The sequence below is a fragment of the Gordonia sp. (in: high G+C Gram-positive bacteria) genome (assembly GCF_049647785.1).
Taxonomy (GTDB): Bacteria; Actinomycetota; Actinomycetes; order Mycobacteriales; family Mycobacteriaceae; genus Gordonia.
In genome coordinates, this window is the sequence record NZ_JBARYI010000094.1 from 39,052 (window position 1) to 63,870 (window position 24,819).

28 protein-coding genes are annotated in these 24,819 nt (G+C 64.3%); 13 read left to right on the plus strand and 15 right to left on the minus strand.

Features of this window, described 5'->3' with window-relative positions; genetic code table 11:
• Positions 1–22 precede the first annotated feature (22 nt).
• From WBA38_RS16685 to WBA38_RS16720, 8 genes are all read left to right on the plus strand, one after another.
• Entirely contained in the window at positions 23–184 is a 162-nt protein-coding gene (locus WBA38_RS16685; RefSeq protein ID WP_424293573.1) for a hypothetical protein, read from the plus strand.
• Between the two features lie 276 nt (positions 185–460).
• Positions 461–4,165 carry a nitrate reductase subunit alpha gene (locus tag WBA38_RS16690; protein ID WP_424323143.1) on the plus strand — a complete coding sequence of 1,235 codons (3,705 nt, stop codon included), beginning with the start codon at positions 461–463 and terminating at the stop codon, positions 4,163–4,165.
• A complete protein-coding gene (narH, locus tag WBA38_RS16695; protein WP_424296189.1) occupies positions 4,165–5,874 on the plus strand; it encodes a nitrate reductase subunit beta in 1,710 nt (569 codons plus the stop codon). Before WBA38_RS16690 ends, narH begins: the two co-directional genes overlap by 1 nt.
• Positions 5,871–6,566 carry a nitrate reductase molybdenum cofactor assembly chaperone gene (gene narJ, locus WBA38_RS16700; RefSeq protein WP_424296190.1) on the plus strand — a complete coding sequence of 232 codons (696 nt, stop codon included), beginning with the start codon at positions 5,871–5,873 and terminating at the stop codon, positions 6,564–6,566. The genes narH and narJ overlap by 4 nt, the downstream gene beginning before the upstream one ends.
• Positions 6,563–7,309, plus strand: coding sequence for a respiratory nitrate reductase subunit gamma (gene narI, locus WBA38_RS16705; RefSeq protein ID WP_424296191.1), 747 nt, complete (start codon positions 6,563–6,565; stop codon positions 7,307–7,309). The genes narJ and narI overlap by 4 nt, the downstream gene beginning before the upstream one ends.
• Positions 7,309–8,556, plus strand: a complete 1,248-nt coding sequence (locus WBA38_RS16710; protein WP_424296193.1) for an MFS transporter — start codon at positions 7,309–7,311, stop codon at positions 8,554–8,556. Before narI ends, WBA38_RS16710 begins: the two co-directional genes overlap by 1 nt.
• The gene (locus tag WBA38_RS16715) at positions 8,553–8,885 is read left to right on the plus strand and encodes a cupin domain-containing protein (RefSeq protein ID WP_424296195.1); all 333 of its coding nucleotides are present in this window, start codon (positions 8,553–8,555) and stop codon (positions 8,883–8,885) included. Before WBA38_RS16710 ends, WBA38_RS16715 begins: the two co-directional genes overlap by 4 nt.
• A 239-nt stretch (positions 8,886–9,124) precedes the next feature.
• Entirely contained in the window at positions 9,125–9,496 is a 372-nt protein-coding gene (locus WBA38_RS16720; protein WP_424293867.1) for a DoxX family protein, read from the plus strand.
• A 69-nt stretch (positions 9,497–9,565) separates the two neighbouring features.
• On the opposite strand, the gene WBA38_RS16725 is transcribed toward WBA38_RS16720, so the two are convergent.
• From WBA38_RS16725 to WBA38_RS16780, 12 genes are all read right to left on the minus strand, one after another.
• On the minus strand, positions 9,566–11,269 hold the full coding sequence (locus WBA38_RS16725; RefSeq protein WP_424293868.1) for a purine-cytosine permease family protein: 1,704 nt from the start codon (positions 11,267–11,269) through the stop codon (positions 9,566–9,568).
• Between the two features lie 108 nt (positions 11,270–11,377).
• On the minus strand, positions 11,378–12,361 hold the full coding sequence (locus WBA38_RS16730; RefSeq protein WP_424293869.1) for a HoxN/HupN/NixA family nickel/cobalt transporter: 984 nt from the start codon (positions 12,359–12,361) through the stop codon (positions 11,378–11,380).
• Complete coding sequence (locus WBA38_RS16735; RefSeq protein ID WP_424293870.1) at positions 12,358–12,981, minus strand: urease accessory protein UreD; 624 nt, start codon at positions 12,979–12,981, stop codon at positions 12,358–12,360. The genes WBA38_RS16730 and WBA38_RS16735 overlap by 4 nt, the downstream gene beginning before the upstream one ends.
• A gap of 86 nt (positions 12,982–13,067) precedes the next feature.
• Positions 13,068–13,799: an urease accessory protein UreG gene (gene ureG, locus WBA38_RS16740; RefSeq protein ID WP_424293871.1), complete on the minus strand. Its 732-nt coding sequence runs from the start codon at positions 13,797–13,799 to the stop codon at positions 13,068–13,070.
• A complete protein-coding gene (locus tag WBA38_RS16745) occupies positions 13,792–14,442 on the minus strand; it encodes an urease accessory protein UreF (RefSeq protein ID WP_424293872.1) in 651 nt (216 codons plus the stop codon). Before WBA38_RS16745 ends, ureG begins: the two co-directional genes overlap by 8 nt.
• Complete coding sequence (locus WBA38_RS16750; RefSeq protein ID WP_424293873.1) at positions 14,442–16,139, minus strand: urease subunit alpha; 1,698 nt, start codon at positions 16,137–16,139, stop codon at positions 14,442–14,444. The genes WBA38_RS16745 and WBA38_RS16750 overlap by 1 nt, the downstream gene beginning before the upstream one ends.
• Entirely contained in the window at positions 16,139–16,468 is a 330-nt protein-coding gene (ureB, locus tag WBA38_RS16755) for an urease subunit beta (protein ID WP_424293874.1), read from the minus strand. Before ureB ends, WBA38_RS16750 begins: the two co-directional genes overlap by 1 nt.
• Positions 16,469–16,476: 8 nt before the next feature.
• Positions 16,477–16,779, minus strand: coding sequence for an urease subunit gamma (locus tag WBA38_RS16760; RefSeq protein ID WP_424293875.1), 303 nt, complete (start codon positions 16,777–16,779; stop codon positions 16,477–16,479).
• A gap of 122 nt (positions 16,780–16,901) precedes the next feature.
• On the minus strand, positions 16,902–17,927 hold the full coding sequence (locus WBA38_RS16765) for a sulfate/molybdate ABC transporter ATP-binding protein (protein WP_424293876.1): 1,026 nt from the start codon (positions 17,925–17,927) through the stop codon (positions 16,902–16,904).
• On the minus strand, positions 17,924–18,730 hold the full coding sequence (locus tag WBA38_RS16770) for an ABC transporter permease (protein ID WP_424323144.1): 807 nt from the start codon (positions 18,728–18,730) through the stop codon (positions 17,924–17,926). Before WBA38_RS16770 ends, WBA38_RS16765 begins: the two co-directional genes overlap by 4 nt.
• Positions 18,727–19,353 carry a molybdate ABC transporter substrate-binding protein gene (gene modA, locus WBA38_RS16775; RefSeq protein ID WP_424293878.1) on the minus strand — a complete coding sequence of 209 codons (627 nt, stop codon included), beginning with the start codon at positions 19,351–19,353 and terminating at the stop codon, positions 18,727–18,729. Before modA ends, WBA38_RS16770 begins: the two co-directional genes overlap by 4 nt.
• 128 nt (positions 19,354–19,481) lie before the next feature.
• Complete coding sequence (locus tag WBA38_RS16780; protein ID WP_424293879.1) at positions 19,482–19,889, minus strand: TOBE domain-containing protein; 408 nt, start codon at positions 19,887–19,889, stop codon at positions 19,482–19,484.
• 180 nt (positions 19,890–20,069) lie between these two features.
• On the opposite strand from WBA38_RS16780, the gene glp reads away from it, so the two are divergent.
• The 5 genes from glp to WBA38_RS16805 are packed head-to-tail and all read left to right on the plus strand — an operon-like array spanning position 20,070 to position 22,804.
• Positions 20,070–21,269 (plus strand): gephyrin-like molybdotransferase Glp, encoded by a 1,200-nt coding sequence (gene glp, locus WBA38_RS16785; protein ID WP_424293880.1) that lies wholly within the window; start codon positions 20,070–20,072, stop codon positions 21,267–21,269.
• Positions 21,266–21,742: a cyclic pyranopterin monophosphate synthase MoaC gene (gene moaC, locus WBA38_RS16790; protein ID WP_424293881.1), complete on the plus strand. Its 477-nt coding sequence runs from the start codon at positions 21,266–21,268 to the stop codon at positions 21,740–21,742. Before glp ends, moaC begins: the two co-directional genes overlap by 4 nt.
• Positions 21,739–22,320: a molybdenum cofactor guanylyltransferase gene (mobA, locus tag WBA38_RS16795; protein WP_424323145.1), complete on the plus strand. Its 582-nt coding sequence runs from the start codon at positions 21,739–21,741 to the stop codon at positions 22,318–22,320. The genes moaC and mobA overlap by 4 nt, the downstream gene beginning before the upstream one ends.
• The gene (locus tag WBA38_RS16800) at positions 22,317–22,571 is read left to right on the plus strand and encodes a DUF6457 domain-containing protein (RefSeq protein WP_424293883.1); all 255 of its coding nucleotides are present in this window, start codon (positions 22,317–22,319) and stop codon (positions 22,569–22,571) included. The genes mobA and WBA38_RS16800 overlap by 4 nt, the downstream gene beginning before the upstream one ends.
• Positions 22,568–22,804, plus strand: a complete 237-nt coding sequence (locus WBA38_RS16805; RefSeq protein ID WP_424293884.1) for a MoaD/ThiS family protein — start codon at positions 22,568–22,570, stop codon at positions 22,802–22,804. Before WBA38_RS16800 ends, WBA38_RS16805 begins: the two co-directional genes overlap by 4 nt.
• Positions 22,805–22,816: 12 nt before the next feature.
• On the opposite strand, the gene moaA is transcribed toward WBA38_RS16805, so the two are convergent.
• The 3 genes from moaA to WBA38_RS16820 are packed head-to-tail and all read right to left on the minus strand — an operon-like array spanning position 22,817 to position 24,728.
• Positions 22,817–23,821: a GTP 3',8-cyclase MoaA gene (gene moaA / locus WBA38_RS16810; RefSeq protein ID WP_424293885.1), complete on the minus strand. Its 1,005-nt coding sequence runs from the start codon at positions 23,819–23,821 to the stop codon at positions 22,817–22,819.
• Complete coding sequence (locus WBA38_RS16815; RefSeq protein WP_424293886.1) at positions 23,818–24,246, minus strand: molybdenum cofactor biosynthesis protein MoaE; 429 nt, start codon at positions 24,244–24,246, stop codon at positions 23,818–23,820. The genes moaA and WBA38_RS16815 overlap by 4 nt, the downstream gene beginning before the upstream one ends.
• Positions 24,246–24,728, minus strand: a complete 483-nt coding sequence (locus WBA38_RS16820; protein WP_424293887.1) for a MogA/MoaB family molybdenum cofactor biosynthesis protein — start codon at positions 24,726–24,728, stop codon at positions 24,246–24,248. Before WBA38_RS16820 ends, WBA38_RS16815 begins: the two co-directional genes overlap by 1 nt.
• Between the last annotated feature and the right edge of the window lie 91 nt (positions 24,729–24,819).

Consider the following 24,819-nt stretch of genomic DNA (forward strand, 5'->3'; position numbering starts at 1 on the left):
ACTGACGCCACACGCACCAGCCGTGAGCAAGCTTCCCGGTGACCTCGACACGACTGCCCACTCCACGGGCACTGCGACGCTGATGAATTCGAAGGCGCTCGAGGCTGGTGACGTAACGAATGCCGTTGCGAAGTATGTGCACGTCACCATCGATCGCCGGATACACGTGACCGGCAACTGCTGAAGCCTCTCCCGCCCGCGCTTCCGAAGGCGCTCGTCGAAGTGACCGCGCAGGCACTTCTGGCCCAGACGCGCGACAGTTTGCTGGCAGCTCTGCCATCGCTTAACCCCATCAGTTTTCTCCTATTTCGTTGAATACGAAGCAATTTCGATTTAAAAGGGACTTCCGACCCCATATCTATGAGGACTTCATCGTCAACTGGGTGGACTAAACATATTGATTCCGCCAACAAGGCTTGTTTGAGAGAAATTCGGCATTACAGAGTCTTAATGTGAGCACATGACTGCGTCTGACTCAGTTCAAGGATCGGCTGCACAAGCGCTCCTCGACATTGGCCGTTTCTTTACGAAGTGGGATGAGACCGACGATGGCCGAGCGGTTTTCCGCGACGGCGGCCGTGCTGGCGACATCTTCTATCGCGATCGTTGGAGCCACGACAAGATCGTCCGATCCACCCATGGCGTCAACTGCACGGGGTCGTGCTCATGGAAGGTGTACGTCAAAGACGGCATCATCACGTGGGAGTCCCAGGAGACGGATTATCCGTCGGTCGGACCCGACCGCCCCGAGTATGAGCCGCGCGGTTGCCCACGCGGTGCCGCCTTCTCCTGGTACACCTATTCCCCGACGCGGGTCCGCCATCCCTATGCGCGCGGAGTCCTCCTCGAGATGTATCGGGAGGCCAAGTCCCGGTTGAAGGATCCGGTCCTGGCGTGGGGCGATGTGGTTGGCGACCCCATGCGACGGCGGTCGTACCAGCAGGCGCGCGGCAAGGGCGGACTGGTGCGCGTCTCGTGGGAGGAAGCCACCGAAATGGCGGCCGCTGCGCACGTGCACACGATCAAGACGTACGGGCCCGACCGCTGCACCGGCTTCTCGCCGATCCCGGCAATGTCGATGGTCTCGCACGCCGCGGGAAACCGGTTCATTCAGCTCATCGGCGGCGTCATGACGTCGTTCTACGACTGGTATGCCGACCTTCCCGTCGCGAGCCCCCAGGTATTCGGCGACCAAACCGATGTCCCCGAGTCCGGCGACTGGTGGGATGCGTCGTACCTAATGATGTGGGGCTCCAACGTTCCCGTCACACGCACACCCGACGCCCACTGGATGGCCGAGGTCCGCTACCGCGGCACCAAGGTGGTTTCGGTGTCACCCGACTACGCCGACAACACCAAGTTCGCCGATGAATGGCTGCCCGCCCAAGCTGGCACGGATGCAGCACTCGCGATGGCCATGGGTCACGTGATCCTCAAAGAGTTCTACGTCGACCGCAACACCCCGTTCTTTAGTGAATACACGTCGAAGTACACCGATCTGCCGTTCCTGATTCACCTTGAAGAACGCGACGGAAACTTGGTGCCCGGCAAATTTGTTACCGCTGATGAACTAGGCAAGACCGCCGACGAGGACGTCTGGAAAACCGTCCTCATTGACGATGCGACCGGGCAACCGCTGGTCCCCAACGGCACTCTCGGCGACCGCTATTCCGAAGCGGGCGAAGGATCCTGGAACCTCGACCTTGAAGGCGTGACTCCGCGTCTGACGATGCTCGACGACCCCGATGCGACCGGCGTGGAAGTGTCATTCCCGTCGTTCGACTCCCCCGACGGCAGCGGCAGCATCCTGACCCGCGGCGTCCCGGCCCGAAAGTTCGGCGACGGCCTCGTCACCACCGTCTACGACCTGCTCCTCGCCCAGTACGGCGTCGGTCGCGGCAATCTGCCTGGCCAGTGGCCCACCGGATACGACGACGCCTCGACCCCGTACACGCCAGCGTGGCAGGCCGAGATCACCAGTGTTCCCGCCGAGGCCGCGATCCGCGTGGCCCGCGAGTTCGCGCAGAACGCCGAAGAATCCGGCGGTCGTTCCATGATCATCATGGGCGCGGGTATCTGCCAGTGGTTCCACGGCGACGCCACCTATCGCGCCATCCTGTCGATGTTGATCCTGACCGGCAGTATGGGCCGCAACGGCGGCGGCTGGGCGCACTACGTCGGGCAGGAGAAGTGCCGGCCGATCACCGGCTGGATTTCCCTCGCCAACGCCCTCGACTGGTCACGACCACCGCGCACGCAGCCGGGCACATCGTTCTGGTACATGCACACCGATCAGTGGCGAAACGACGGCTACTCAACATCGGCACTCACCTCACCGCTGTCGTCGGGGAAGCTCGACGGAATGCACACGGCCGACGCGATCGCGCAGTCGGCGCGTCTCGGCTGGATGCCGTTCTATCCGCAGTTCTCCGACAATCCGCTCGACGTCGCCGATGCGGCCCGCGCCGCGGTCGACGCTGGCGAAGTTGCCGACCCCGCCTCCTATGTGGCCGGCAAGCTCGTCGACGGTGACCTGACACCCGCGATCAGCGACGTCGACGCCCCCGAGAACTGGCCGCGCACGCTGGTCCTGTGGCGGTCGAATCTGTTGGGTTCCTCGGCCAAGGGCGACGAGTACTTTCTGCGTCATCTGCTGGGCACACACCACAATGTGCTCGGTAAGGAGAACTCGGAAACCCCGCGGCCGCGCGAAGTTCGCTGGCACGAACAGGCACCCGAGGGGAAGCTCGACCTGCTGTTATCGGCCGACTTCCGCATGACCTCGACGACGTTGCTGAGCGACATCGTGCTCCCCGCCGCCACTTGGTACGAGAAGCACGACCTCAGCTCCACCGACATGCATCCGTTTGTGCACGCATTTACTCCGGCGATCGATCCGCCGTGGGAAGCGAAGACCGACTTTGACCTGTTCCACGGTTTGGCGCGGGAACTCTCGCGGCAGGCGGAGAAGCACCTGGGTACCCGCTACGACCTCGTCGCCACACCCTCCCAGCACGACACACCCGGCGAGACGGCGCAGCCGCACGGCCGGGTCATCGACTGGCGCGACGGCAATGCCCCGGCCAAGCCCGGCATGAACATGCCGTCGTTCCAGGTGGTGGAGCGCGACTACACGGCGATCGCCGACAAGCTCGCCTCGGTTGGTCCGCTGGCCGACAAGGCTGGCTTCACCGTCAAGAACATCACCTACGACATCGCCTCGCAGATCCCGAAGCTGGCGGCGGCAAACGGGGTAATGCCACCGGGCACCGGGGCCGCCTCGGGCAGGCCCGCCATCGACACCGACGCGAAGCTGGCCGAGGCCATCCTGATGTTCTCGGGAACCACCAACGGGGAACTGGCGGTCGACGGGTTCAAGAAGCTGGAGCGCCGCGTCGGTAAGAAGCTCGTCGACTTGGCCGAGGGGTCCGAAGAAAAGCGCATCACCTTTGCGGACACCCAGGCCGGACCGGTGCCCGTCATCACATCGCCGGAGTGGTCCGGTTCGGAGACCGGTGGTCGACGGTACGCACCGTTCACCGTGAACATCGAACGAGACAAACCGTTCCACACCCTGACCGGGCGGCTGCACTTCTATCTCGATCACGACTGGATGCTCGACATCGGTGAGGCCCTACCGATTTACCGGCCGCCGCTCGACATGCACAAACTGTTCGGTGAACCCAAGCTCGGGCCCGACGGCAGCAAACAGATCACCGTCCGGTACCTGACACCGCACAACAAGTGGTCCATCCACTCCGAGTACCAGGACAACTTGTTCATGTTGTCCCTCTCGCGCGGTGGCCCCACAGCGTGGCTGTCGCCGGAAGACGCCGAGTCGATCGACGTGCGCGACAACGATTGGATTGAGTGCACCAACGCCAACGGCGTCTACGTTGCTCGCGCAGTCGTCAGTCACCGCATGCCAGCCGGGGTTTGCTACGTGCACCACGCACAGGAGCGCACCATCGACGTGCCGAAGTCGGAGGCCACCGGCCGCCGCGGCGGCATCCACAACTCGGCGACGCGCCTGCTGGTGAAGCCGTCGCACCTGATCGGCGGGTACGCGCAGTTGTCGTACGCGTTCAACTACCTCGGACCCACAGGTAACCAGCGCGACATTGTCGCGACCATCCGTAAGCGGAGCCAGGAGGTGACGTACTGATGCGAGTCATGGCGCAAGTCGCGATGGTGATGAACCTCGACAAATGCATCGGTTGCCACACATGTTCGGTGACCTGCAAGCAGGCGTGGACCAACCGCGCGGGCACCGAGTACGTGTGGTTCAACAATGTGGAAACGCGGCCCGGGCAGGGCTATCCGCGACGGTACGAAGATCAAGACGAATGGCAGGGCGGCTGGCACCTCAATAAGAAGGGCAAGCTGCGCCTGCGTACCGGCGGTCGCCTGCAGAAGCTGTTCACCATTTTCCACAGCCCGGTGCAGCCCACGCTCGACGACTACTACGAGCCCTGGACGTACGACTACGAAACCCTCATCAACGCTCCGCTCGGCGACGACTTCCCGGTCGCCCGACCGAAGTCGTTGATCACCGGTGAGGACACCAAGGTCACGTGGTCGGCCAACTGGGACGACAACCTCGGCGGGTCTATGGAGCACGGCGACCTCGATCCGATTGTCGCCAAGATCCGCAAGGAGTCGGCCGACAAGATCAAGTTCGAGTTCGAGCAGACGTTTATGTTCTACCTGCCACGAATCTGCGAACACTGCCTCAACCCCTCGTGCATGGCGTCGTGCCCGTCGGGCGCGATTTACAAACGCGAGGAAGACGGCATTGTCCTCGTCGATCAGGACCGGTGCCGCGGTTGGCGTCAGTGCATCACCGGCTGCCCGTACAAGAAGATCTATTTCAATCACCGGTCGGGCAAGGCTGAGAAATGTACGTTCTGTTACCCCCGCATTGAGGTCGGGCAACCCACGGTCTGCGCTGAGACCTGCGTTGGGCGGCTCCGCTACATTGGCATCTTCCTCTACGACGCGGACGCGGTTACCGAGGCTGCGGCCACACCCAACGAACAGGACCTTTACGAGGCCCAGTTGGAATTGATGCTCGACCCCGACGATCCCGAAGTCATCAGGCAGGCACGCGCCAACGGCATCCCCGAGGAGTGGCTGACCGCCGCCCGCCGGTCGCCGGTGTACGCGCTGGCCAAGAAGTACAAGGTGGCGTTGCCGCTGCATCCGGAATACCGCACGATGCCCATGGTTTGGTACATCCCACCGCTGTCGCCGATCGTCGACCTGTTAACCGAGCAGGGGCACGACGGAGAGAACCGCGACAACCTCTTCGGCGCCATCGAATCGCTACGCATTCCGGTGGAATACCTAGCGGAGATGTTTACCGCGGGCGATACCGACCTCATCGAATTCGTGTTGCAGAAGCTGGCCTCGATGCGGTCGTACATGCGGGATGTGAACCTCGGAAGAGAGACGAATCCGTTGATCCCCGCCAGCGTGGGAATGTCCGAAGAGGAAATGTACGAGATGTATCGCCTGCTGGCGATCGCCAAGTACGACGACCGCTACGTGATTCCGACCGCACATCACGAGCAGGCCCACAAGCTCGAAGAGACGGCCTGCCCCGTCGACTACGACAACGAGTTCGAGAACTACGGGTCGAGTGTGTTCGGTGAGGCGAGCGGTCGACCCGTGCCGGTGTCGGTGGAAACCTACGAGGCTTTAAAGCAAAGACAGACCACCGACATTCCGGCGGGTGAGTTCACCTTGCGGGGCCGAACCAACCTGCTCAACTGGGACGGCAACGGCATGCCCGACGGGATGTTCCCCGGCGACGGTGATATTTCGGGCGGCGATATTTCAGGCGGCGATATTTCAAGCGGGGGCAAATCATGAGGCTCGGTGTTCGCAAACGCACGCCCACCAAATCCGACGGCCGCGTGGTGCATCAGATTGCCGCCTGGTGCCTCGGCTATCCAGATAGCCAGGTATTCGACCGTTTTCCCCTGATGCGGGCCGCGCTCGACGAGCAACCCGACAGCGACGCCACCCGGGCGTTACTGAAATTCCTCGATCACGTCGACCGCACAGATCACGCCGAACTGGCACAGCACTACACCGACACCTTCGACCTTTCACGCAAACGAACGCTGTACCTGTCGTACTGGTCGGCCGGGGATACGCGACAGCGCGGTTCGGTGCTCACCGAGTTCAAGCAGTTGTATCGGGACACCGGATTCCTAGTGGACCTGCACGGGGAACTCCCCGACTATCTGCCGGTGGTGTTGGAGTTCGCGGCTCTCGCCGACCCGGTCCGTGGCCGCGAGGTACTGGGCGACAATCGAGCCGCAATCGAACTGATCCGATTTGCCCTACTCGACGAAGCCTCCCCCTATGCCGATGTACTGGCTGCGGTCTGTGCGACGTTGCCCGGGCAGGCCCCACCCGATCGTGCCACCGCCCTCGCGATGGCCGCACCGAGCAGGGCCGTCGAAACCGTCGGTTTGGACCCCTACGATTCGCGCCTACTCCCCTTGTTCACAGGTGCCGAGGCCGGCACCCGCCAACCAGACGGGATGTTTCGATGAAAATTTTCCTGTGGGGCGTCCTGCCCTATATCGCCCTGCTGAGCGTGATCGGCGGAACCATCTGGCGCTACCGGTACGACAAGTTCGGGTGGACTACACGCTCGTCGGAACTGTACGAGTCGCGACTCCTCCGCATCGGTGGCCCGCTGTTTCACTACGGCATCTTCGCCGTGATCGCCGGGCATGCGATCGGCTTGGTGATCCCAGAATCGTGGACCAACAAGGTCGGTATCAGCGAGACCATGTACCACTGGGTCGCTGCCGTCGGCGGCATCATCGCCGCGATTGCCACCCTGGTGGGAGTCGCGATCTTGATCTACCGGCGCCGCACCGTCGGCCCGGTGTTCATGGCAACAACCCGCAACGACAAGCTGATGTACGCCGTGCTGCTCGCGGCTCTCATCGCCGGCACCTACATCACGATCGTCGGAATGATCGATCCCCACGGCGAGGGCGTCAATTACCGCGAGACCGTCTCACCGTGGTTCCGGTCGGTCTTCTACTTCCAACCCGATATCGACGCGATGAATGCGGCTCCCATCCGCTTCCAGATTCACATTGTGATCGGCATGGTCATGTTTATGCTGGTGCCGTTTACCCGCCTGGTGCACATGTTCACGGCACCCATCCACTATCTGTTCCGCCCCTACATCGTTTACCGCAGTAAGGACACCCGCCCCGCCCCCGGCAATGCTCCGCATCGTCGTGGCTGGGAACCGATCGGAGTGAAGGACCGCAACTGATGACGCAACAGACAACGGCCGCAGCACGTACCACCAAAGCCGATCAGACTCGCAACCTCATCCTCGCGACGCTCGCGTTCGCGATGACGTTCTGGGCGTGGAACTTGATCGCGCCGCTCGGGGTTTTCTACGCCGGGCCAAACGAACTCAATCTAGATTCGACCCAAAAGTCAATCCTGATTGCCGTACCGATCTTGGTCGGCTCGCTGGGCCGGATTGTCGTCGGAGTCATGACGCCCCGCTATGGCGGCCGGGTCATGTTCACCGCCTTGTCGCTGGTCTCAGCCCCGTTCGTGATCTTTGTGGCCATCGCAGGCGAGGTGAAGTCGTACCCGCTGATGTTGGTCGCTGGCTTCTTCCTCGGCATTGCAGGCACCAGCTTTGCCGCAGGTATTCCGTTCTTGAACAGCTGGTACGAAGCCTCGCGCCGCGGTTTCGCGACCGGTGTCTTCGGCGCAGGCATGGGCGGTACCGCCCTGTCGGCGTTCTTTACCCCGCGCTTCCGCGAATGGTTCGGCTACTTCCCCACGCACGTCATCATGGCCGTCGCCCTCGTCGTCGTTGCCGCGGTGTGCTGGATGTTTATGCGTGACGCACCGTCGTGGACTCCGAACACCGAGCCCTCCGTGCCGAAGCTCGTCAGTGCTATGAAGCTGCCGATCACCTGGCAGATGTCGTTCCTGTACGCGGCAGCATTCGGCGGCTTCGTTGCCTTCTCCACCTACCTGCCGACCTACCTGAACGACGTCTACGACATCACCGACCTAAAGTCGGCCGGTGCTCGTACTGCGGGCTTTGCGATCGCCGCCGTTATTGCTCGGCCGATCGGCGGCATCCTGTCGGACAAGTTCGGTCCGCGTCTCATCACTGCGATCTCGTGTGGCGGTGCCGCACTCCTCGCTGTCTGGATGATTACAAAACCGAGCCTGGGTTCCGGTCTGGCTGCGGTCGACTTCATCCTCATGGCCGTGATGATGGGCATGGGTGCCGGTGCCGTCTTCGCTTGGGTGGCCGTCGCTTCGCCGCCCGCCCGGGTTGGTGCCGTTACCGGCATCGTTGGTGCGGCCGGAGGCCTTGGTGGCTTCTTCCCGCCGCTGGTGATGGGTGCCACGTACAACGCTGATACCCACTCGTACACCATCGGTTTGGCGTTGCTGGTGGCCTTCGCCGCCGTCGCCTGCCTGTTCACATTGTTCGGTATCCCCCGGAATGCCGACGAATCGCCGAAGAAGAAGGTGGCTGCATGACCGACGTCGACCTGTCAGAACTCGTGATCGAACTGCTCGCCGAGGCGCGCCAGGCGCATTCCGGACGGGCGGCCCGCACCGTTCGCGGCCAGTCCGAGCACCGTCTCCGTCTGACAGTGATCGGACTGCGCGCCGGCGCCGAACTGTCCGATCATGAGAGCCCCGGCGAAGCGACGCTGCAGGTGTTGTCCGGTCACGTCCGCATGACTTGTGCCGACGGCGACTGGGTTGGTTCCGCCGGTGCCCTCGTCGATATCCCTCCGGTAAGGCACGGGCTGAAGGCCGAGGAGGACTCGGTCGTGATGCTGACGGTGGCGCTGAGCACGTAGACCGTCACCCCACCCGAGGTTGGCCCCGCCGGAGCATTTCCCGGCGGGGCCAACGTCTGTCTAGGTCTGCTAGCCGACCCACTTCTGGGATCCGGCATACGACTTCAGCCGCGGACATAGCAGCCACATGCGCGAAAATGCCTGGAGCACGGCTATCGGTGCGCTGATTTAAGGCAGCATGGCTCCGATCGCTAAGGTGCATCTGCATCGGGCAGCTGCCAATCAGCTAGGAGACACCCATGAACATTGTCCTTTGGATCGTCGCGGTGGTCCTCGCCGTCATCTTCGGTGGTGCGGGAACGTTGAAGGCCACCCAACCGAAGGCAAAGTTGGCCGAAAGCATGGGTTGGGTCAACGACTTCAGCTCCAACGCGGTAAAGACGATCGGTGGACTGGAGATTCTCGCCGCCATCGGACTGATCCTCCCGGCAGTGACGAGAATTGCGCCCGTACTGGTCCCCCTTTCCGCGTCCGGCCTGGCGATTGTGATGGCTGGGGCGATAGCCGTGCACGCGCGACGCAACGAATCCCAAATGATCATGGTGAACTTTGTTCTTCTCGTCCTGGCCGTATTTGTTGCGTGGGGCCGATTCGGGCCGTACGCACTCTGACGGTCACGTCCCACCTCTAATAACTGTGTGCCTTTGCCCCGCGCGGGGCAAAGGCACACAGTTGTTGCGCTACTGCTGCTCAGGCAATACGTGCGCGCCGGTCTTATCGCAGGCGAGCGCGAGCGAGGAGATGTACTGCTTGGACCCATCAGCCGCAGGTAGGGCCGATGCCAGCATGTCCGGGCGCTCGAACTCCATCCCGCTGACACAGCACAGAAGCTTGGCATCGCTAGGATTGCCGAAGTCGTCATACATGGGCAGGTCGATGCCGTCGTCAGTGCGACGCAGGTAGTAACGCCCACTTGTGGCGATTGCCAAGATCGGCGGCAGGACAAACGCCAGAACGGCCGCAACCATCGGCGAGTACGGTGCGACGGTGTCACCGAACACCCCGAAGAACACCAGAATCGAACCACCGGCGGCGACGATCAGCGACACGAAGCCAACTGGATTCACCGCGTAGAGCATTCCTCGACGAAACTCCGGTGCCTTGGGGCTCAGCTTCAGCAGGTACTTGTTGACCACGATGTCAGTTGCCACGACAACAATCCACGCGATACCGCAGTTGGCGTAGAAGTTGAGGAGTTCACTCATGAAGCTGAACATGTTGGCTTCCATCAACACGAGGGCGATCACCAGGTTGACGACAACAAAGACCAGTCGGCCCGGGTACGTCTTGGTGACGCGTGTGAACGAGTTGGTCCAGGCCAGCGACCCCGAGTAGGCGTTCGTGACATTGATTTTGATCTGTGAGATCACCACCAGCACGACGGCGAGAGTCATAGCCAGCCATGCGGGCATCATGTCGTCGTAGATCTGGACGAACTGGTGCACCGGCTGATTCGCGATGCCGACGCTGTCGGCAACATTGGCGATCAGGTACACCGCTAGGAACAGGCCAACAATCTGCTTCACGGCGCCAAACAGCACCCATCCGGGCCCGGCGATGAGCACGGCGGCCCACCAGCGGCGCTTGTTCTCGGGGCTGCGGGGCGGCATGAATCGCAGGTAATCGATCTGTTCGGCGATCTGCGCGATCAACGACAGGCAGACGCCAGCACACAGCATTACGCCCGCGAAGTTGACGCCTTCACCGCGGGGTTGCCCATCGGCGTCGACACCAGAAAACGACAGGAACTGTGACACCGAATCCGGGTGCGCGGCAAGCAAATACACCAGCGGTCCGACCATCATGACCAACCACAGCGGAGTGGTCCACACCTGGAGTTTGGCCAGCGCCTTCATCCCGTAGATCACCAGCGGCAGCACAATCAGGGTGGAGACGAGATAGCCGACTGGCAGTGGTATTCCGAGTCCGAGTTCCAAGCCCTGCGCCATGATGGAACCTTCGAGCGCGAAAAAGATGAACGTGAACGACGCGAAGATCAGGTTGGTCACGATGCTGCCGTAATACCCGAAGCCGCTTCCCCGGGTGATGAGATCGAGATCGATGTTGTAGCGCGCGGCGTAGTACGCCAGTGGTGCGCCAGTCACGATGATCACTACGGCAAACAGCGCGATGCCCCACAGCGCGTTGCCCGTGCCGTGCGCCATACCGATGTTGGCACCAACTGCGAAGTCGGCAAGGTAGGCGATGCCGCCGAGTGCCGATGTCGCGACCACCGCCGCGCTCCACTCGCGGTAGCTTCGCGGCGCAAATCGGAGCGTGTAATCCTCAAGGGTCTCGTTGAGGGCGTCATCCCTTCCGGTGCTGCTACCCGCGCCGTTGCTGGCGACTGTTGTCGCTGGGGGTTCTATCAGCTGTTCGGTCATCAATCCTCCACTCGCCGTTGCTTTCATGCTTGAGTTGAAAGCTATGGCTGCGGTGTCACCGGCCGACCTCGCTCCGGTTTCAGCGACGAAACCGATGCGTCCCTCGTGTTACGGCTCTGTGGCCGGAACCTCTCGGCCCACACCGACTCGCTTGCGGGTCAGTACAAAGACCGAGGCCCAGACAGCGAGGAGAGTGCCGGTGAGCCAGAAGCCGACGGCTCCCAGGTTGGCACTGCCGATCCAGGCAAAGGGTCCCGCCCAGCCGAGGGTGTCGTGGGCGACGGTGGAGAGTTGAACGGTCGCGATGGAGACGGCAACGATCGCCGAGATCCCGGTCATGATGGCGCCGTAACCCAGCGCCTTCGACCGTCCGGGCGACCACAGGTAGGCACGGCGCATTACCGCTCCCTGCACCGTGTCAATCAGCGACATCCCGGCGGCAAACAGGATCGGCAGGGTCAGGACGGCCCACCACGGCACGGCTCCAAACGATGCCGACCCGGCGAGAGCGAGGAGTCCGATTTCGGTGGCGGTATCGAACCCGAGCCCAAAGGTGAAGCCAACGGCGTACATCCGCGTGGGGCGGTCGACCACTTGCTCGAACCGCGACATGACCCGCCATACGGGTCCTCCGGCGGTATGCCCGCCACGCAACGAGGCGAAGTTGAGTCCCGCGATCGCTAACAAGAAGAGCGAGGACACCACGGGACCCCACACGCCCGCGACGGCGTGCACACCCGAGGAGTCATCGGCAATAGCCTGCCCAAGCGCACCGAATCCGACAACCAGCGCCAGGCAAAGGAGAAACACCACCGACGAGTGTCCGAGCGAAAACCACAGTCCGACTGTCGATGCTGGCCGACCTCGGTCGACAAAGCGCCGCGTGGTGTTGTCGATGGCGGCGATGTGGTCGGCGTCGAACGCGTGCCGCACGCCCAGCGCGTAGGCGGCCAGGCCAACGGCGATCGCCGCTGGACCCGCTGCGCCGTAGCGGACATCCATCGGTACGACGAGGCCAAGGAGCATCCCCCAACCCAGCAGGTGCAGGCCAGCAATTACCACGACCGCCCACAGGCGTCCGCTGTCGGTCACGGCCGTCGGGTGAGTTGAGTGTGCCAACTGTTCCACGTCTCCTCCAGGGAAAGTCCGTGCGCCGCCGAGCCGAGGGAACGTGCGAGCGCTCCGGGTCCGGCCAGTTCCATGGTGTGCTTTTCATCGGTCAGATCGGGGTCGATTCCAGCAATCAGAACCGATTCGAGGACGCGGTGGTCGCTGAGAATGCCGGGTTGAGGTCGGTCACCGCGAACGTCGAGCGACTCCACCAGCAGCGGACTTTCACCGAAAGTCACCGAGGTTTCCAAGAGCAACTGCCCGCCGCGTTCACCGCTCCGACCGAGGACCACGACTTCGCGGATCAGGGCTCGGGCGTCGTTGGCCATCCTGATATCCGTGCGGCGGTGCAGATTGGCACCGTCGGAAATGACGGTTTCCAGGCCTCGCCAGATCAGGGTGGATCCGGGCCCCAAACCCACGGTGGTAACCCACGACGATCCCTGCCCGTCGGCGTCGTAGGCGACGGTGCCGCCAACCTCAACCAGTTCCAGCGTGCAGCCAGCCCCAACCTCGACTTGCAGGCTGATGGCGTCTCCGCCGAGGACCAGGGCTCGCCCAGCGACCAGCGCGACGCGCGCCCCGCACGGGGTACGACTCAACAGCCGTGGGATTAGCTCGCCACTCCCGGACGACAGGTCAATAGACGCGCGGCCCGTGGCCGCGCGTACACCGATGCGGGCGCTGTTCAATGTTCGTGCGCGTGCGTATAGCCGCCTCCGGGATGCTCCTCATCGGCATGGAAGTGCGGTGCCATCGGCCCCGGGTCGACGGGTGAATGATGGCCGCTCTGATACGAAGCGAGGATCCCGAGGACCCAGGCCCGCAGCTCGTTGATCGATGCCTCGTCGGTCTTCGACAACGCGAGCACCGGGCGCCCTTCGCGGGCCTGACCGGCGTCGGCGACCATCGCCGCGACGTCGACCCCGACGTACGGGGCAAGGTCGGTCTTGTTGACGACGAGCAGGTCGGCACGGCCGATGCCGGGGCCACCCTTGCGTGCGACGTCACCGCCACCTGCCACATCGAGCACAAACAGCTGCGCGTCGACGAGGGCTGGCGAGAAGGTCGCAGTCAGATTATCGCCACCGGATTCGATAAGAATCAGCTCGAGCGGCGCGAAGTCGGCTTCAAGGTCATCAGCCGCGAGGGCGTTCGCGGTGATGTCATCGCGGATCGCGGTGTGCGGGCAGGCTCCGGTCTCGACAGCGCGAATCCGATCCGCGTCGAGCACGCCCGCCGACTTCAAGAATCGAGCGTCCTCATCGGTGTAGATGTCATTGGTGATGACGCCAATCTCAAGATCGTCGGCGAGGGCCTTGCAGATGGCGGCGATCACCGAGGTCTTGCCGGTGCCGACCGGACCAGCGACACCGAGTCGTAGGGCTCGAGATGGGGCTTGGGAACGAGGGTCAGGCACGGAACAACCTTTTCGTCAGGCGGGCGTGGGCACTGGCCCACAGCTCGCTATGCGGGGCACCCGCCGCGGGAATGTCGGCGGGATCGGTGAGGGCGGCCAATGTGGCCACCCGGGGTTCGACATCGGCACAGGCGTCGAGGATCCAGGCGGTGACCTCAACGGGGTCACCGGGTTCGAGCTTCAGGAGCGCACTGGCCGCAGTGGCGGCGTCGTCGTAGATGGTGAGCCGCGCCAGGTCAGCGGCGGGCAGGTCGGCGACGGCCGCGATCGCCCCGAGGACGACGGCCCGGCACGGGCGCTCGGGGAGGTTGGCGAAAACTGTTGCCGCAGGCCAGAGTCGGTCCGCAAGACGCAAGTAGCCGCGAGCCTGAGCCGACGACGCCGTACGGACCGCGGGTGCGGGAGTCCGGGCGGCCCACGCGCTTTGCACCGGCATCAACGGGGCTTGCGCGAGAACCGCATTTCGGGCAACGACGGCGGTGCCTGCCTCCACCAGCGATGTCGTCCGAGCTCGTGCCAACATGAGCGCCCGCGCCTCGACAGGCGGCATGCCACCGGCTAGCGCGGGCTCCATGCCCGCCGAGTAGGCATGGCCGCCCGACGGCAGTCGGGCATCCGCAAGGAGCATCGCGAGGGCTGACATCAGAACAGCGAGTACAGCTGGGTCAGCGGCAGGCGTGTGGCCGGGGCGGGAATCACCGGGTCGCCGTCGATGCTGATCTCGAACGTGTCGGGCCGGATCTCGATCCGCGGCAGCTGGTCGTTGAGCTTCATATCGGCCTTCCCAACGTGGCGCGTTGGCCGCACACCGGCGAGACGTCGTCGGAGTTGCAGCCGGTCCGCGAGGCCATCATCGAGCGCGGCAGGCGAAACGAAAGTCACCGCCAGGTCGGCCCCGTTCGATGCGCCGAATGCGGGTCGCTGCAGGACGGGTTGCGGTGTCGGAATGGAGGCATTGGGGTCGCCGAGCGCAGCCCACGCAATGGACCCGCCCTTGATGACAAGCTCCGGTCGGACACCGAAGAATCGAGGGTCCCACAGCACCAGGTCGGCGAGCTTCCCCGCCTCCACCGACCCCACCTCATGGTCAATGCCGTGCGCTGTCGCCGGATTGATCGTGTACTTCGCGACGTACCGACGGGCCCGCAGGTTGTCGGCAGCGCCACCCAACGAGCCGCGGCTGTCCTTCATGACGTGCGCCACCTGCCATGTCCTGGTGATGACCTCGCCGATCCGGCCCATCGCCTGGGCATCGGACGAGGTAATCGACAGTGCCCCGAGATCGTGAAGGATGTCTTCTGCCGCGATGGTCGTCGCACGGATTCGGGACTCGGCGAACGCCAAATCTTCGGCGACCGCCGGGTTGAGGTGATGGCACACCATCAGCATGTCGAGATGTTCGGCGACGGTATTCACCGTGTGCGGGAGCGTCGGATTGGTGGAACCCGGAATGACGTGCGGCAGGCTCGCGATCGAGAGGATGTCCGGAGCGTGTCCGCCGCCGGCTCCCTCCACGTGGAACGCATGAATACTTCGGCCATTAATCGCGGCGACAGTGGAGTCAACGAACCCGGCCTCGTTCAGTGAGTCCGAATGCAGCGCGACCTGAAGGCCCCAGTCATCGGCGGCCCGCAGGGCAGCGTCGATCGCGGCAGGCGTCGAGCCCCAATCCTCGTGCACTTTGAAACCGGCAGCGCCGCCCAAGGCCTGTTCCGCCAGGCCCTCCGCTGAAATCGTATTGCCCTTGCCAAGGAGCAGCACGTTGACGGGCAGATCGTCGAGCGCGCGATGCATGGCCGCAAGGTGCCAGGGGCCGGGCGTCACGGTGGTGGCTTTGGAGCCGTCCGACGGCCCGGTCCCACCGCCGACGATGGTCGTAATTCCGGTGGCGAGGGCTTCGTGGATCTGCGACGGCGACAGCAAGTGGACGTGCGAGTCGATGCCGCCCGCAGTCAGGATGTGCCCCTCCCCGCCAACCACGTCGGTCGATGGCCCAATCACCAGATCCGGGTGGACGCCGCTGGCAATATCCGGGTTGCCGGAGCGCCCGAGCGCGACAATGCGCCCGTCGCGGATACCGACGTCCGCGATCTCAATACCCCACCAATCGAGAACGATCACGTTGGTGATGACGGTATCGAGGGCACCTGCCGAGCGTGGCACTGCCGACTGGAGCATGGATTCGCGGACGGACTTGCCACCGCCGAAGACCGCCTCGTCGCCGCCGATTGTGCGATCGGCTTCGATTTCGATCCACAGGTCCGTATCGCCGAGGCGCACTTGATCGCCGGTGGTGGGTCCGTGGAGCGCCGCGTACCGTTCGCGGTCGATATGCACCATCAGCGGTTGCCTTTGATCGAAATTCCGGGAACTACCCGTTTGCCCTGCAACGCAACGGCATCGACCCGTTTGGAGGCACCAGGTTCAAAGCGGATCGAGGTGCCGGCCGGAATGTCGAGCCGGAAACCTTCAGCGGCACCGCGATCGAAGTCCAGCGCTGGATTGGTGTCCGGCAGATGGCAATGCGAGCCGATTTGGACGGGGCGGTCGCCAGTGTTGAGGACGACCAATTCAAGGCGTTCGTCGGCCCCTCGGTTCCCGTTGAGCTCAATGCTTCCGGGGCGGACCCGGACAGCGCCGGGACCTGCGGTGCGAAAAGGTGTTGGCACTGTTGTCCTCAGTCGATGGGGTGATGGATGGTGACGAGTTTGCGACCATCGGGGAAGGTGGCCTCAATCTGCACGTCGTCGATCATTTCCGCTACCCCCGGCATCACATCATCACGGGTGAGGACGCCTCTGCCTCGTTCCATAAGTTCGGCGACGCCAGCCCCCTCACGGGCCCGTTCAATCGCCCAAGTCGACAGAAGTGCAATCGTCTCGGGGTAGTTGAGGAGGACGCCGCGCTGGTGCCTATCGCGCGCGACCATTCCCGCCACCGCTAGCAGCAGCTTTTCGGCGTCCGCGGGTGATAGGTGCATGTGGTCTCCTCGGCACTCGGATGAGCTTGGATTACCCATGGTGCCACCGGCTTTCCACCGAAATCTGTTCGCGCCAGGTCACTTCACACGAACGTCATAAACACGCAACGCGGGGTAACACGCTACCGCCGCACGCGCATTTTCCGCGGCGTAAACCACAGGCGTTCGCCGACGGTGACGCGCTCGTCCGATTCGGCGACGAGGCCATTCTCGGCCTCGATTCGCAGTCGCCCGGCGTGCACCGACACCGACCGCACACGCGACTGCACAGCCCCCGACGAACGCGAGGCGGTGACCTCGTGGGGCACGGCAATGCCGAATGCTTCCGCCCCATCGTCGATCACCCCGTCTGCGGAACCGGGGACTTGGCCATCAGCGACGACCAATGCCCCCCGACGGCCCTCTCCCTGCTGCCAGCGCCCACGGATCACGCTGTACCCGGCGAGGGCGGCGGTGAATTGCGTTCGCGGACACGCAGCGAGCTCAGCGGGAGTCCCCTCTTCGACGACGCGACCGTCGTTGAGCACCAGACAGGAACTGGCCCACTGCCACGCATCCGACAGTTCGTGCGTCACCAGCACGCTGGTGGTCCCAGTGCGTGCGAGTTCGTCGGCCAGCATCCGCCGAATCATCGGTGCACTCTCGGCGTCGAGGGCGGCGAAGGGTTCGTCAAGTAGGAGCACTTCGGGTTCGGCAGCCAAGGCGCGCGCCACCGCGACCCGCTGCTGTTGGCCGCCCGATAGCTGCTTGGGCTTACGACCGCCAGCGTCGGGCAGTCCGATGCGATCGAGCCAACTGTCGGCGATCTCCCTCGCCTCACGTCGCGAGCGCCCCTGCGAGCGCGGCCCGAACGCTAGGTTCTCCACGACGCTCAGATGCGGGAACAGTCGCGGCTTCTGCTCCAGCAAGGTGATGCGACGGTGCTCGGGAGCCACGTGCACGCTGCCGTCGAGGTCGCGGTCGCCGAGCCGGATCTGACCCGCCGTCAACGGGACCAGCCCGGCGAGCGCCCCGAGGATCGTCGTCTTCCCCGCACCGTTCGGTCCCAGAATCGCCAGACAATCACCGGCCGCCACCGATACCTCTGCGGACACGGTGAAGTCGGCCCGTTCCACCTCGATCCGGGCGGTGAGCGCGCGGCCCGTCATACGATCCCCGCCCGCCGCCACGACCGCAGTCCCAGCACGATGACCGCAGTGCTCACCAACAGCAGAAGCGAGAGCGCGACAGCCGAATCCTGGTTGACGCCAACACCATTGAACGCCGTATAGATGGCAAGAGGCATGGTCCGCGTGACTCCCGGAGCGTTGCCGGCGAACAGCGCCGTGGCACCAAACTCGCCAAGGGCCCGGGCAAATGCGAGGGCGGCACCGGCAGTGAGGCCCGGCAGGACCAGCGGCAACGTGATGCGGCCGAGGACGCGCCACCGCCCAGCCCCGAGCGTGGCCGCAATGTGTTCGTAGCCGTCGCCCGCCGTCCGCAGCGCGCCCTCCACGGTGACGACATAGAACGGCATCGCGACGAAGGCCTGCGCGACGATCACCGCGGCGGTCGTATAGGGAAGGCTGTGCCCGGTGATTTCGAAAATTGGTTTGCCAATCAGGCCCGATCGCCCCAGCAGCGACAGCAGCGCCAGGCCCCCGACCATCGGCGGCAGCACCAGCGGAATCAGCACTAGGGCCCGCAAGATCGACGCCGACCGTCGACTGGCTCGGGCAATCAGAATGGCAAGCGGGGTACCGAACAGAATGCAGGCGACGGTGGCACAGGCCGCCGTCACCAACGACAATCCCAGCGCCGTCAACGACGCCGACGAAAACAAATCCGCGCCGAGGGTGTCCCAATGCACGCGGGAGATGAGGCCAATGATCGGCGCAACGAGGAGAGCCAACGCGAGCAGGGCCGGCGCATAGAGCGCCTTCGGGATCGGTGCCGCGCGAGATTCGGTCAAGGCAGGCCGAACCCGTAGTCCGCGAGGATTTTTCGACCCGCGGGTGAGAGGACGAAAGTAGTGAAAGCCTGCGCTGCCGTCGGCGACGGGGCTCGGGTGGCGACGGCAATCGGATACCGGTTGATAGCGACAGCCGCGTTCGAGGGAGTGACGCCGGTGAGCGCGTTCCCAGCCGCGGCCACGTCCGTTTGGTAGACGAGTCCGGCATCTGCCTCGCCGTTGCGCACGCGCGTCACAACCGAGGTCACATTCGTTTCCTCGCTGACCGGTGCCACCTGAACGCCCGCATCGTCGAGTAGCTTTTCCGAGGCCTTTCCGCACGGCACTTCGGGTGCGCACAGGACTGTCGCAATCCCGGGCTTCGCAAGGTCGGCAAGGCTTTCCACGTGTTTGGGATTGCCGGGCGCGACCGCGATCTGCAGCGTGTTGGTCGCGAAAACCGTTCCACCACTCGAGCGTCCCGCCGCAGTAACCGGTTCCAGGCTCGACTGGTTGGCGAAGGCAATAACGTCCACATCGGCACCCTCGACGATCTGCGTGGCAAGCGCCTGAGAACCGTCATAGACGATCGGTGCCACCGAATACTTTTGACCCGCTTCAGATTTGGTGAACTCGACCGACATCTCGTCGAACACTCCCTGCAACGACGCGGCGGCGAAGATGACCAGCGGCTGATCCTCGGGGCCGGTACTGGCGTTTCCGCAACCGGTGAGCAGCAGCGCAAGGCAGGTAACCAGCGCCGCTAACGGCTTTATGCGGCACCGCCCGGCGTTTCGACGACCACGTTGGTCGCCTTGACTGTCGCGGTCGCGAGCGAGCCGACTCCCAGGCCAAGGTCGCGGACAGCCTCGGTCGACATCAGCGACACCACCCGGTGCGGGCCGCAGCGCATTTCCACCTGACTCATCACGGTGTCGGACTGCACCTGCGTAACGATCCCGACAAACCTGTTGCGGGCGCTGGTTCCACGTTGAACCGGATCGTCGGCGTTGGCGGCGTCGTCGTGGAGAAGGAAGGCGGCGAGGTCGGCACCGTCGATGGTGGCCCGTCCGGAGTCGTCAGTCCTCGAGGAAATTCGGCCGGCGTCGATCCATCGTCGTAGGGTGTCGTCACTGACGCTGAGGAGCGAAGCTGCCTCTCGAACCCGAAATGCGGTCATAATCAGCAAATCTAGCCGCATCTGCGCTCCTCCGCATCCGCCTCCTGCCCCTTTTCTGACATCTACGGGTCCGGAAAGCGCCGTTGCGTCACGAAACGCCGCGATCGGTGACGGTTTGGTCGAAACGTGACAGAAAAGCGGAAAAGACCCGGAGGGTCTGCGGCGCGATACGCTGGCGACGTGATCACCGTCGACGAGCATCGTGCACGAATCCTTGGCGCGGTGGGGCCGTTGCCCGCCGCTGCGCACCGCACCTCCGACGCAACCGGCCTCGTTTTGGCTGCCGACATCGCCAACCGTTGGGCCGTACCGCTTTTCGACAACTCCGCAATGGATGGCTACGCCGTGCATGGCGCAGACGCGACGGTCGGCGCCACCCTGCGCATCGTGGGTGACGTTCCCGCAGGCAGCCCCGACGATCCGGCGATAGGTGCGGGTGAGGCTGTCCGCATCATGACCGGCGCACCGGTCCCGACCGCCGCCGACGCCGTGGTTCCACTTGAAGACACCGACCTCGGCACCGGAATCCTCGCAACCACACCGGAATCCATCACGATCACGGCGGCTCCCAAGCCCGGTGCCCACATTCGACGCGCAGGCGAAGATGCCCCCGCAGGTCGGGTGGCCGTCACAGCCGGAACCGTGCTGGGCCCCTGGCAACTGTCAGCCATCGCCTCCGCAGGCTTCGAAACCGTGCAGGCCCACCCGCGCCCCCGCGTCGCCATCATCTCCACCGGATCCGAACTCATCGCGCCGTCGGGCACCCCCACGCGCGGACAGATCCCCGAATCGAACTCGGTGCTGCTGACCGCAGCGGTCGAGCAAGCTGGCGCGATCGTGGCCGCGGTGAGACACGTCCTCGACGACAACGATTCTCTCCGCGCCACCATGGCCGAACTCGACGTGGATGCGGTCATCCTGACCGGCGGAGCCAGCGTCGGCGCGTTCGACGTCGTCAAGGCAGTTTTGGACGGCACCGGCAGCATCGAATTCACCACTGTCGCAATGCAACCCGGCAAGCCGCAGGGATTTGGCCTGTCCCACGGCATCCCCGTGTTCGCCCTGCCCGGAAACCCGGTAAGCGTAGCGGTCTCGTTCGAAATGTTTGTGCGACCCGCCCTGCGCCGCATGGGTGGTCACACCAACATCGATCGTCCGCTCGTCACCCGCCAAGCCGCGGTCGACTGGCGAAGTCGCGGTGGGCGCCTGCAGATCTTGCCCGCCATCTACGACGACAACACCGTCTCCCCCGCCGCACGTGGGGGCAGCGGCTCCCACTTGGTGACGTCCCTGGCCGACGCCACCGCGCTCGCACTTATTCCCGCCGACGTTGACCACGTTTCGCAAGGAGACCTCATTACCGTGATGGTGCTGTCATGACCGATCCCCAACCGTTTACTCACCTCGACGCGGCCGGACAGGCGCGCATGGTCGACGTGACGGAGAAGGCCCCCACCATTCGGAGCGCCACCGCCTCCGGCTTTGTCCGCTGCACTCCGACCATCGTCGAAGCACTTCGCGACGGCACCGTGCCCAAGGGCGATGTTCTCGCTGTCGCGCGCATCGCGGGGATCGCTGCCGCCAAACGGACTCCCGAGCTGCTCCCCCTAGCGCACGTCATCGGGGTGCACGGTGCGGCCGTCGAACTCCAAATTGTCGACGACGGTGTCGCCGTGGAGGCCACCGTTCGGACCGCCGACCGTACCGGAGTGGAGATGGAAGCGCTCACCGCCGTCAGCGTGGCCGCCCTCGCGCTTGTCGACATGGTGAAGGGCCTCGACAAGTCCGTTGAGATCGAGAACATCCGCCTCCTCCGCAAAACCGGCGGCAAAAGCGGAGACTGGATCCGATGACGGCGGCGATCGTACTGGCCGGCGGCCGAGCGAGCCGCCTCGGTGGAACTGACAAAGCAAATCTCCAAATCGACGGCCAGCCGCTCATCAATGCCGTTTACGCCTCGCTCGCCGAAGCGCACCCGGTAATTGCCGTAGGTCCGGAATCGATTGCACACCCGGGCGTGACGGTCGTGCAAGAGGAACCACCGTTCGGTGGTCCGGTCGCCGGACTGGCCGCAGCGTTCGTCGAACTCGACGGCATCCTGGACGCCGCAGCGGAGGTTTGGGTGTTGGCGTGTGACCTTCCGCGTGCGGCACTGATTGTCGCCCAGTTGCGCGAGATTCCGACGCCGGAAGCTGCCGACGCGGTGATTCTGCGGGACGCCGGTGGCCGCGATCAGTGGCTCGCCGGCCGATATCGAATAGCGTCGCTACGCAGCGCCCTCGATTCGCTGCCCGACGTTCGGGACGTGTCGATGCGACTGCTGGTGGCCGGCTTGAACCTGTACGGGGTTGACGACCGCCTTGGTGCCACCGAGGACCTCGACACGTGGGACGACGTAGCGCAGTATCAACATGAGGAGGACCATTCATGAGCACGTACCCACCCGGCCTGGATCCTTGGGTCGCCGAGCTTGCCCCCGCTTTGGGAATCGACGATCCGAGTGTCCCGACAGAACTCCTTTTGGATGTCACACGCGACGTCGCCCACTCGGTGTTGCGGCCCGCTGGCCCCATCACGACGTACCTGATCGGGGTGGCTGTCGCGAATGGCATGGCTGCCGAGACTGCGGCCGCGCGGATCCAGGAAGTCCTCGCCAAGCAGTCGGACCGGACCGACCCGTGATTATCCGCTACTTTGCCGGTGCCGCGGAGGCCGCAGGCCGCACCGAACAACCCCACGACGGCGGCCTGACCGTGTCAGCGTTGAAGGCACAATTGTCCGGCGAGTACGGCACTGAGTTTGCTCGCGTCCTCACCTGCTGCTCCGTCCTGGTCGATGGCACGCGCGCCACCGACGACACCTTCGCCCCGACGGGCGCCACCGTTGACGTGCTGCCGCCGTTTGCGGGCGGATAGCGCCGAAAGCGCCTATCCCCCGATGGCCGACATCGGCCGATCCGGCTGGAGGAAGCCGGGGTCGTCGATCCCGTGACCCGCGCGTTTGGCGGTCACCGATTCTCGGATCATCGCTTCGATGTCATCGACGGTCGCACCGGACCGCAAGCGGCCTCGCAGGTCCGATTCCCCCGTCGCGAACAGGCAGTTACGCAACTGTCCATCGGCGGTGAGGCGGACGCGATCACATGCCCCGCAGAACGGTGCTGTCACCGAAGCGATGACCCCGACCGTGGTGGTGCCGCCGTCCACAATGAACTGTTGGGCAGGATCTGACCCGCGGCCCGGTTTGGCAGTCAATTCAAATTCGGCAGTGAGCGCTTCCAAGATCTCTTCGCCCGTCACCATCTGCGCCCGTGACCAGGTATGTCCGGCGTCGAGCGGCATCTGCTCGATGAACCGCAACTGTGCATCGTGATCCCGCGCAAAGCGCAGCAGGTCGGCGAGTTCATCGTCGTTGACGCCGCGCATCGCGACAGTGTTGATCTTCAGCGGACGCAATCCGGTGGCCGACGCCGCGGCGATCCCGGCGAGTACGTCGTCAATGCGATCGCGCCGCGTCAATTTGGCGAAACGGTCAGCGCGCAGGGTGTCGAGGCTGATGTTGAACCGTTCCAAACCGGCTTCAGCCAGCGGCCCAGCCAAGTTCGACAGCCCAATCCCATTGGTGGTGATAGAGATTCGCAGCGGCCCCTGCTGGCCCTCGATGGCCGACAGTCGCGCCACAATGTCGACGATGTCGGGGCGCAGCAACGGTTCACCGCCGGTCAGTCGTGCCTCCACAATCCCGAGTCGGGCAAAGACTTCCACGAGGGACACCAGTTCGTCGGTGCTGAGCAAGTCCGGACGCGGTATCCACGGGACACCTTCGGCGGGCATGCAGTAGGTGCAGCGCAGGTTGCACCGGTCGGTCAGCGAAATCCGCAGGTCGCGGTGCACGCGGCCGAATCTGTCGACGAGACCGGTTGGGTCGCTCATGTCGTCACCCTTCCGAGCCCAACCCACGTGTGGGAGCCATCGCTCTCGAACTGCTTTTTCCACATGGGCAATTCGGCCTTGACGCGTTCGACCACTTCGCGGTTCACGTCGAACGCCTCGGCCCGATGCACCGATGACACGGTGGCGACAATCGCGACGCCGCCGACCGGCAGCGACCCCACGCGATGGCTGACCGCAATCCGCACATCAGGCCGATCGAGGCTGGTAACAATGTCCCGGAGGTACCTCTCGGCATCCGGGTGCGCACTGTATTCGAGTTCGGTAACGCGGCCCGCAGCGTCCGGATCATTGTCGCGCACGGTCCCGACAAAGACGGCGACTGCTCCGGCATCGGGCGCCGCGACGGCTGCGATGTGGGCGGCGACGTCCAGGTCGACGTCGGAGATGGCGGTGAGCGCGATCATCAGTGATCGCCCCCGGCTGCCTGGGCCACCGCATGCTCAGCAATTTGGAGGACCACCGGCACCCCGTCGCGGACGGCCCCCGTCGATCCAGCGAGGTTGACCACCAGCGCGCCGTCCCGCATACCTGCGACCCCGCGGGAGAGCATCGCCTGCGGCAGCGACGCGAGACCCGCGCGGCGAATTTCCTCGGCGATTCCCGGGAGTACGCGCGTCAACAGCGAACCGGTGGCCTCCGGAGTCACATCTCGAGGCCCAACACCTGTCCCCCCGGTGGTCACAACCAAGTCGGTCCCGGCGTCAACAAGATCGACAATGCAACGCGATATTGCCTCCCGGTCGTCGGGAACAACGCTCACCGTGGTCGTCCATCCGGCGGTACGCAGCAGCTCGGCGGCAAGCGGACCCGAAACATCTTCGCGCTCACCGGTGAACGACCTATCCGACACGGTGATGATTGCCGCTTTCCCTTTGATGAACTCCACAGTTCAAGACTGCCACGACCGGCAAGTTCCCGCATCGACATGCCCGACCGAGGCGCCGGTGACGCGATTGCGTGCCGCACCCGATGCCATC

Bases quoted from the DNA above. Each gene is read 5' to 3' on its own strand.
- WBA38_RS16690 (WP_424323143.1), top strand. From the start codon at position 461: ATGACTGCGTCTGACTCAGTTCAAGGATCGGCTGCACAAGCGCTCCTC.
- narH (WP_424296189.1), top strand. From the start codon at position 4,165: ATGCGAGTCATGGCGCAAGTCGCGATGGTGATGAACCTCGACAAATGC.
- narJ (WP_424296190.1), top strand. From the start codon at position 5,871: ATGAGGCTCGGTGTTCGCAAACGCACGCCCACCAAATCCGACGGCCGC.
- narI (WP_424296191.1), top strand. From the start codon at position 6,563: ATGAAAATTTTCCTGTGGGGCGTCCTGCCCTATATCGCCCTGCTGAGC.
- WBA38_RS16710 (WP_424296193.1), top strand. From the start codon at position 7,309: ATGACGCAACAGACAACGGCCGCAGCACGTACCACCAAAGCCGATCAG.
- WBA38_RS16715 (WP_424296195.1), top strand. From the start codon at position 8,553: ATGACCGACGTCGACCTGTCAGAACTCGTGATCGAACTGCTCGCCGAG.
- WBA38_RS16720 (WP_424293867.1), top strand. From the start codon at position 9,125: ATGAACATTGTCCTTTGGATCGTCGCGGTGGTCCTCGCCGTCATCTTC.
- WBA38_RS16725 (WP_424293868.1), bottom strand. From the start codon at position 11,269: ATGACCGAACAGCTGATAGAACCCCCAGCGACAACAGTCGCCAGCAAC.
- WBA38_RS16745 (WP_424293872.1), bottom strand. From the start codon at position 14,442: ATGTCAGCCCTCGCGATGCTCCTTGCGGATGCCCGACTGCCGTCGGGC.
- WBA38_RS16750 (WP_424293873.1), bottom strand. From the start codon at position 16,139: ATGGTGCATATCGACCGCGAACGGTACGCGGCGCTCCACGGACCCACC.
- WBA38_RS16760 (WP_424293875.1), bottom strand. From the start codon at position 16,779: ATGCACCTATCACCCGCGGACGCCGAAAAGCTGCTGCTAGCGGTGGCG.
- WBA38_RS16765 (WP_424293876.1), bottom strand. From the start codon at position 17,927: ATGACGGGCCGCGCGCTCACCGCCCGGATCGAGGTGGAACGGGCCGAC.
- modA (WP_424293878.1), bottom strand. From the start codon at position 19,353: ATGTCGGTCGAGTTCACCAAATCTGAAGCGGGTCAAAAGTATTCGGTG.
- WBA38_RS16780 (WP_424293879.1), bottom strand. From the start codon at position 19,889: ATGACCGCATTTCGGGTTCGAGAGGCAGCTTCGCTCCTCAGCGTCAGT.
- moaC (WP_424293881.1), top strand. From the start codon at position 21,266: ATGACCGATCCCCAACCGTTTACTCACCTCGACGCGGCCGGACAGGCG.
- mobA (WP_424323145.1), top strand. From the start codon at position 21,739: ATGACGGCGGCGATCGTACTGGCCGGCGGCCGAGCGAGCCGCCTCGGT.
- WBA38_RS16800 (WP_424293883.1), top strand. From the start codon at position 22,317: ATGAGCACGTACCCACCCGGCCTGGATCCTTGGGTCGCCGAGCTTGCC.
- moaA (WP_424293885.1), bottom strand. From the start codon at position 23,821: ATGAGCGACCCAACCGGTCTCGTCGACAGATTCGGCCGCGTGCACCGC.
- WBA38_RS16815 (WP_424293886.1), bottom strand. From the start codon at position 24,246: ATGATCGCGCTCACCGCCATCTCCGACGTCGACCTGGACGTCGCCGCC.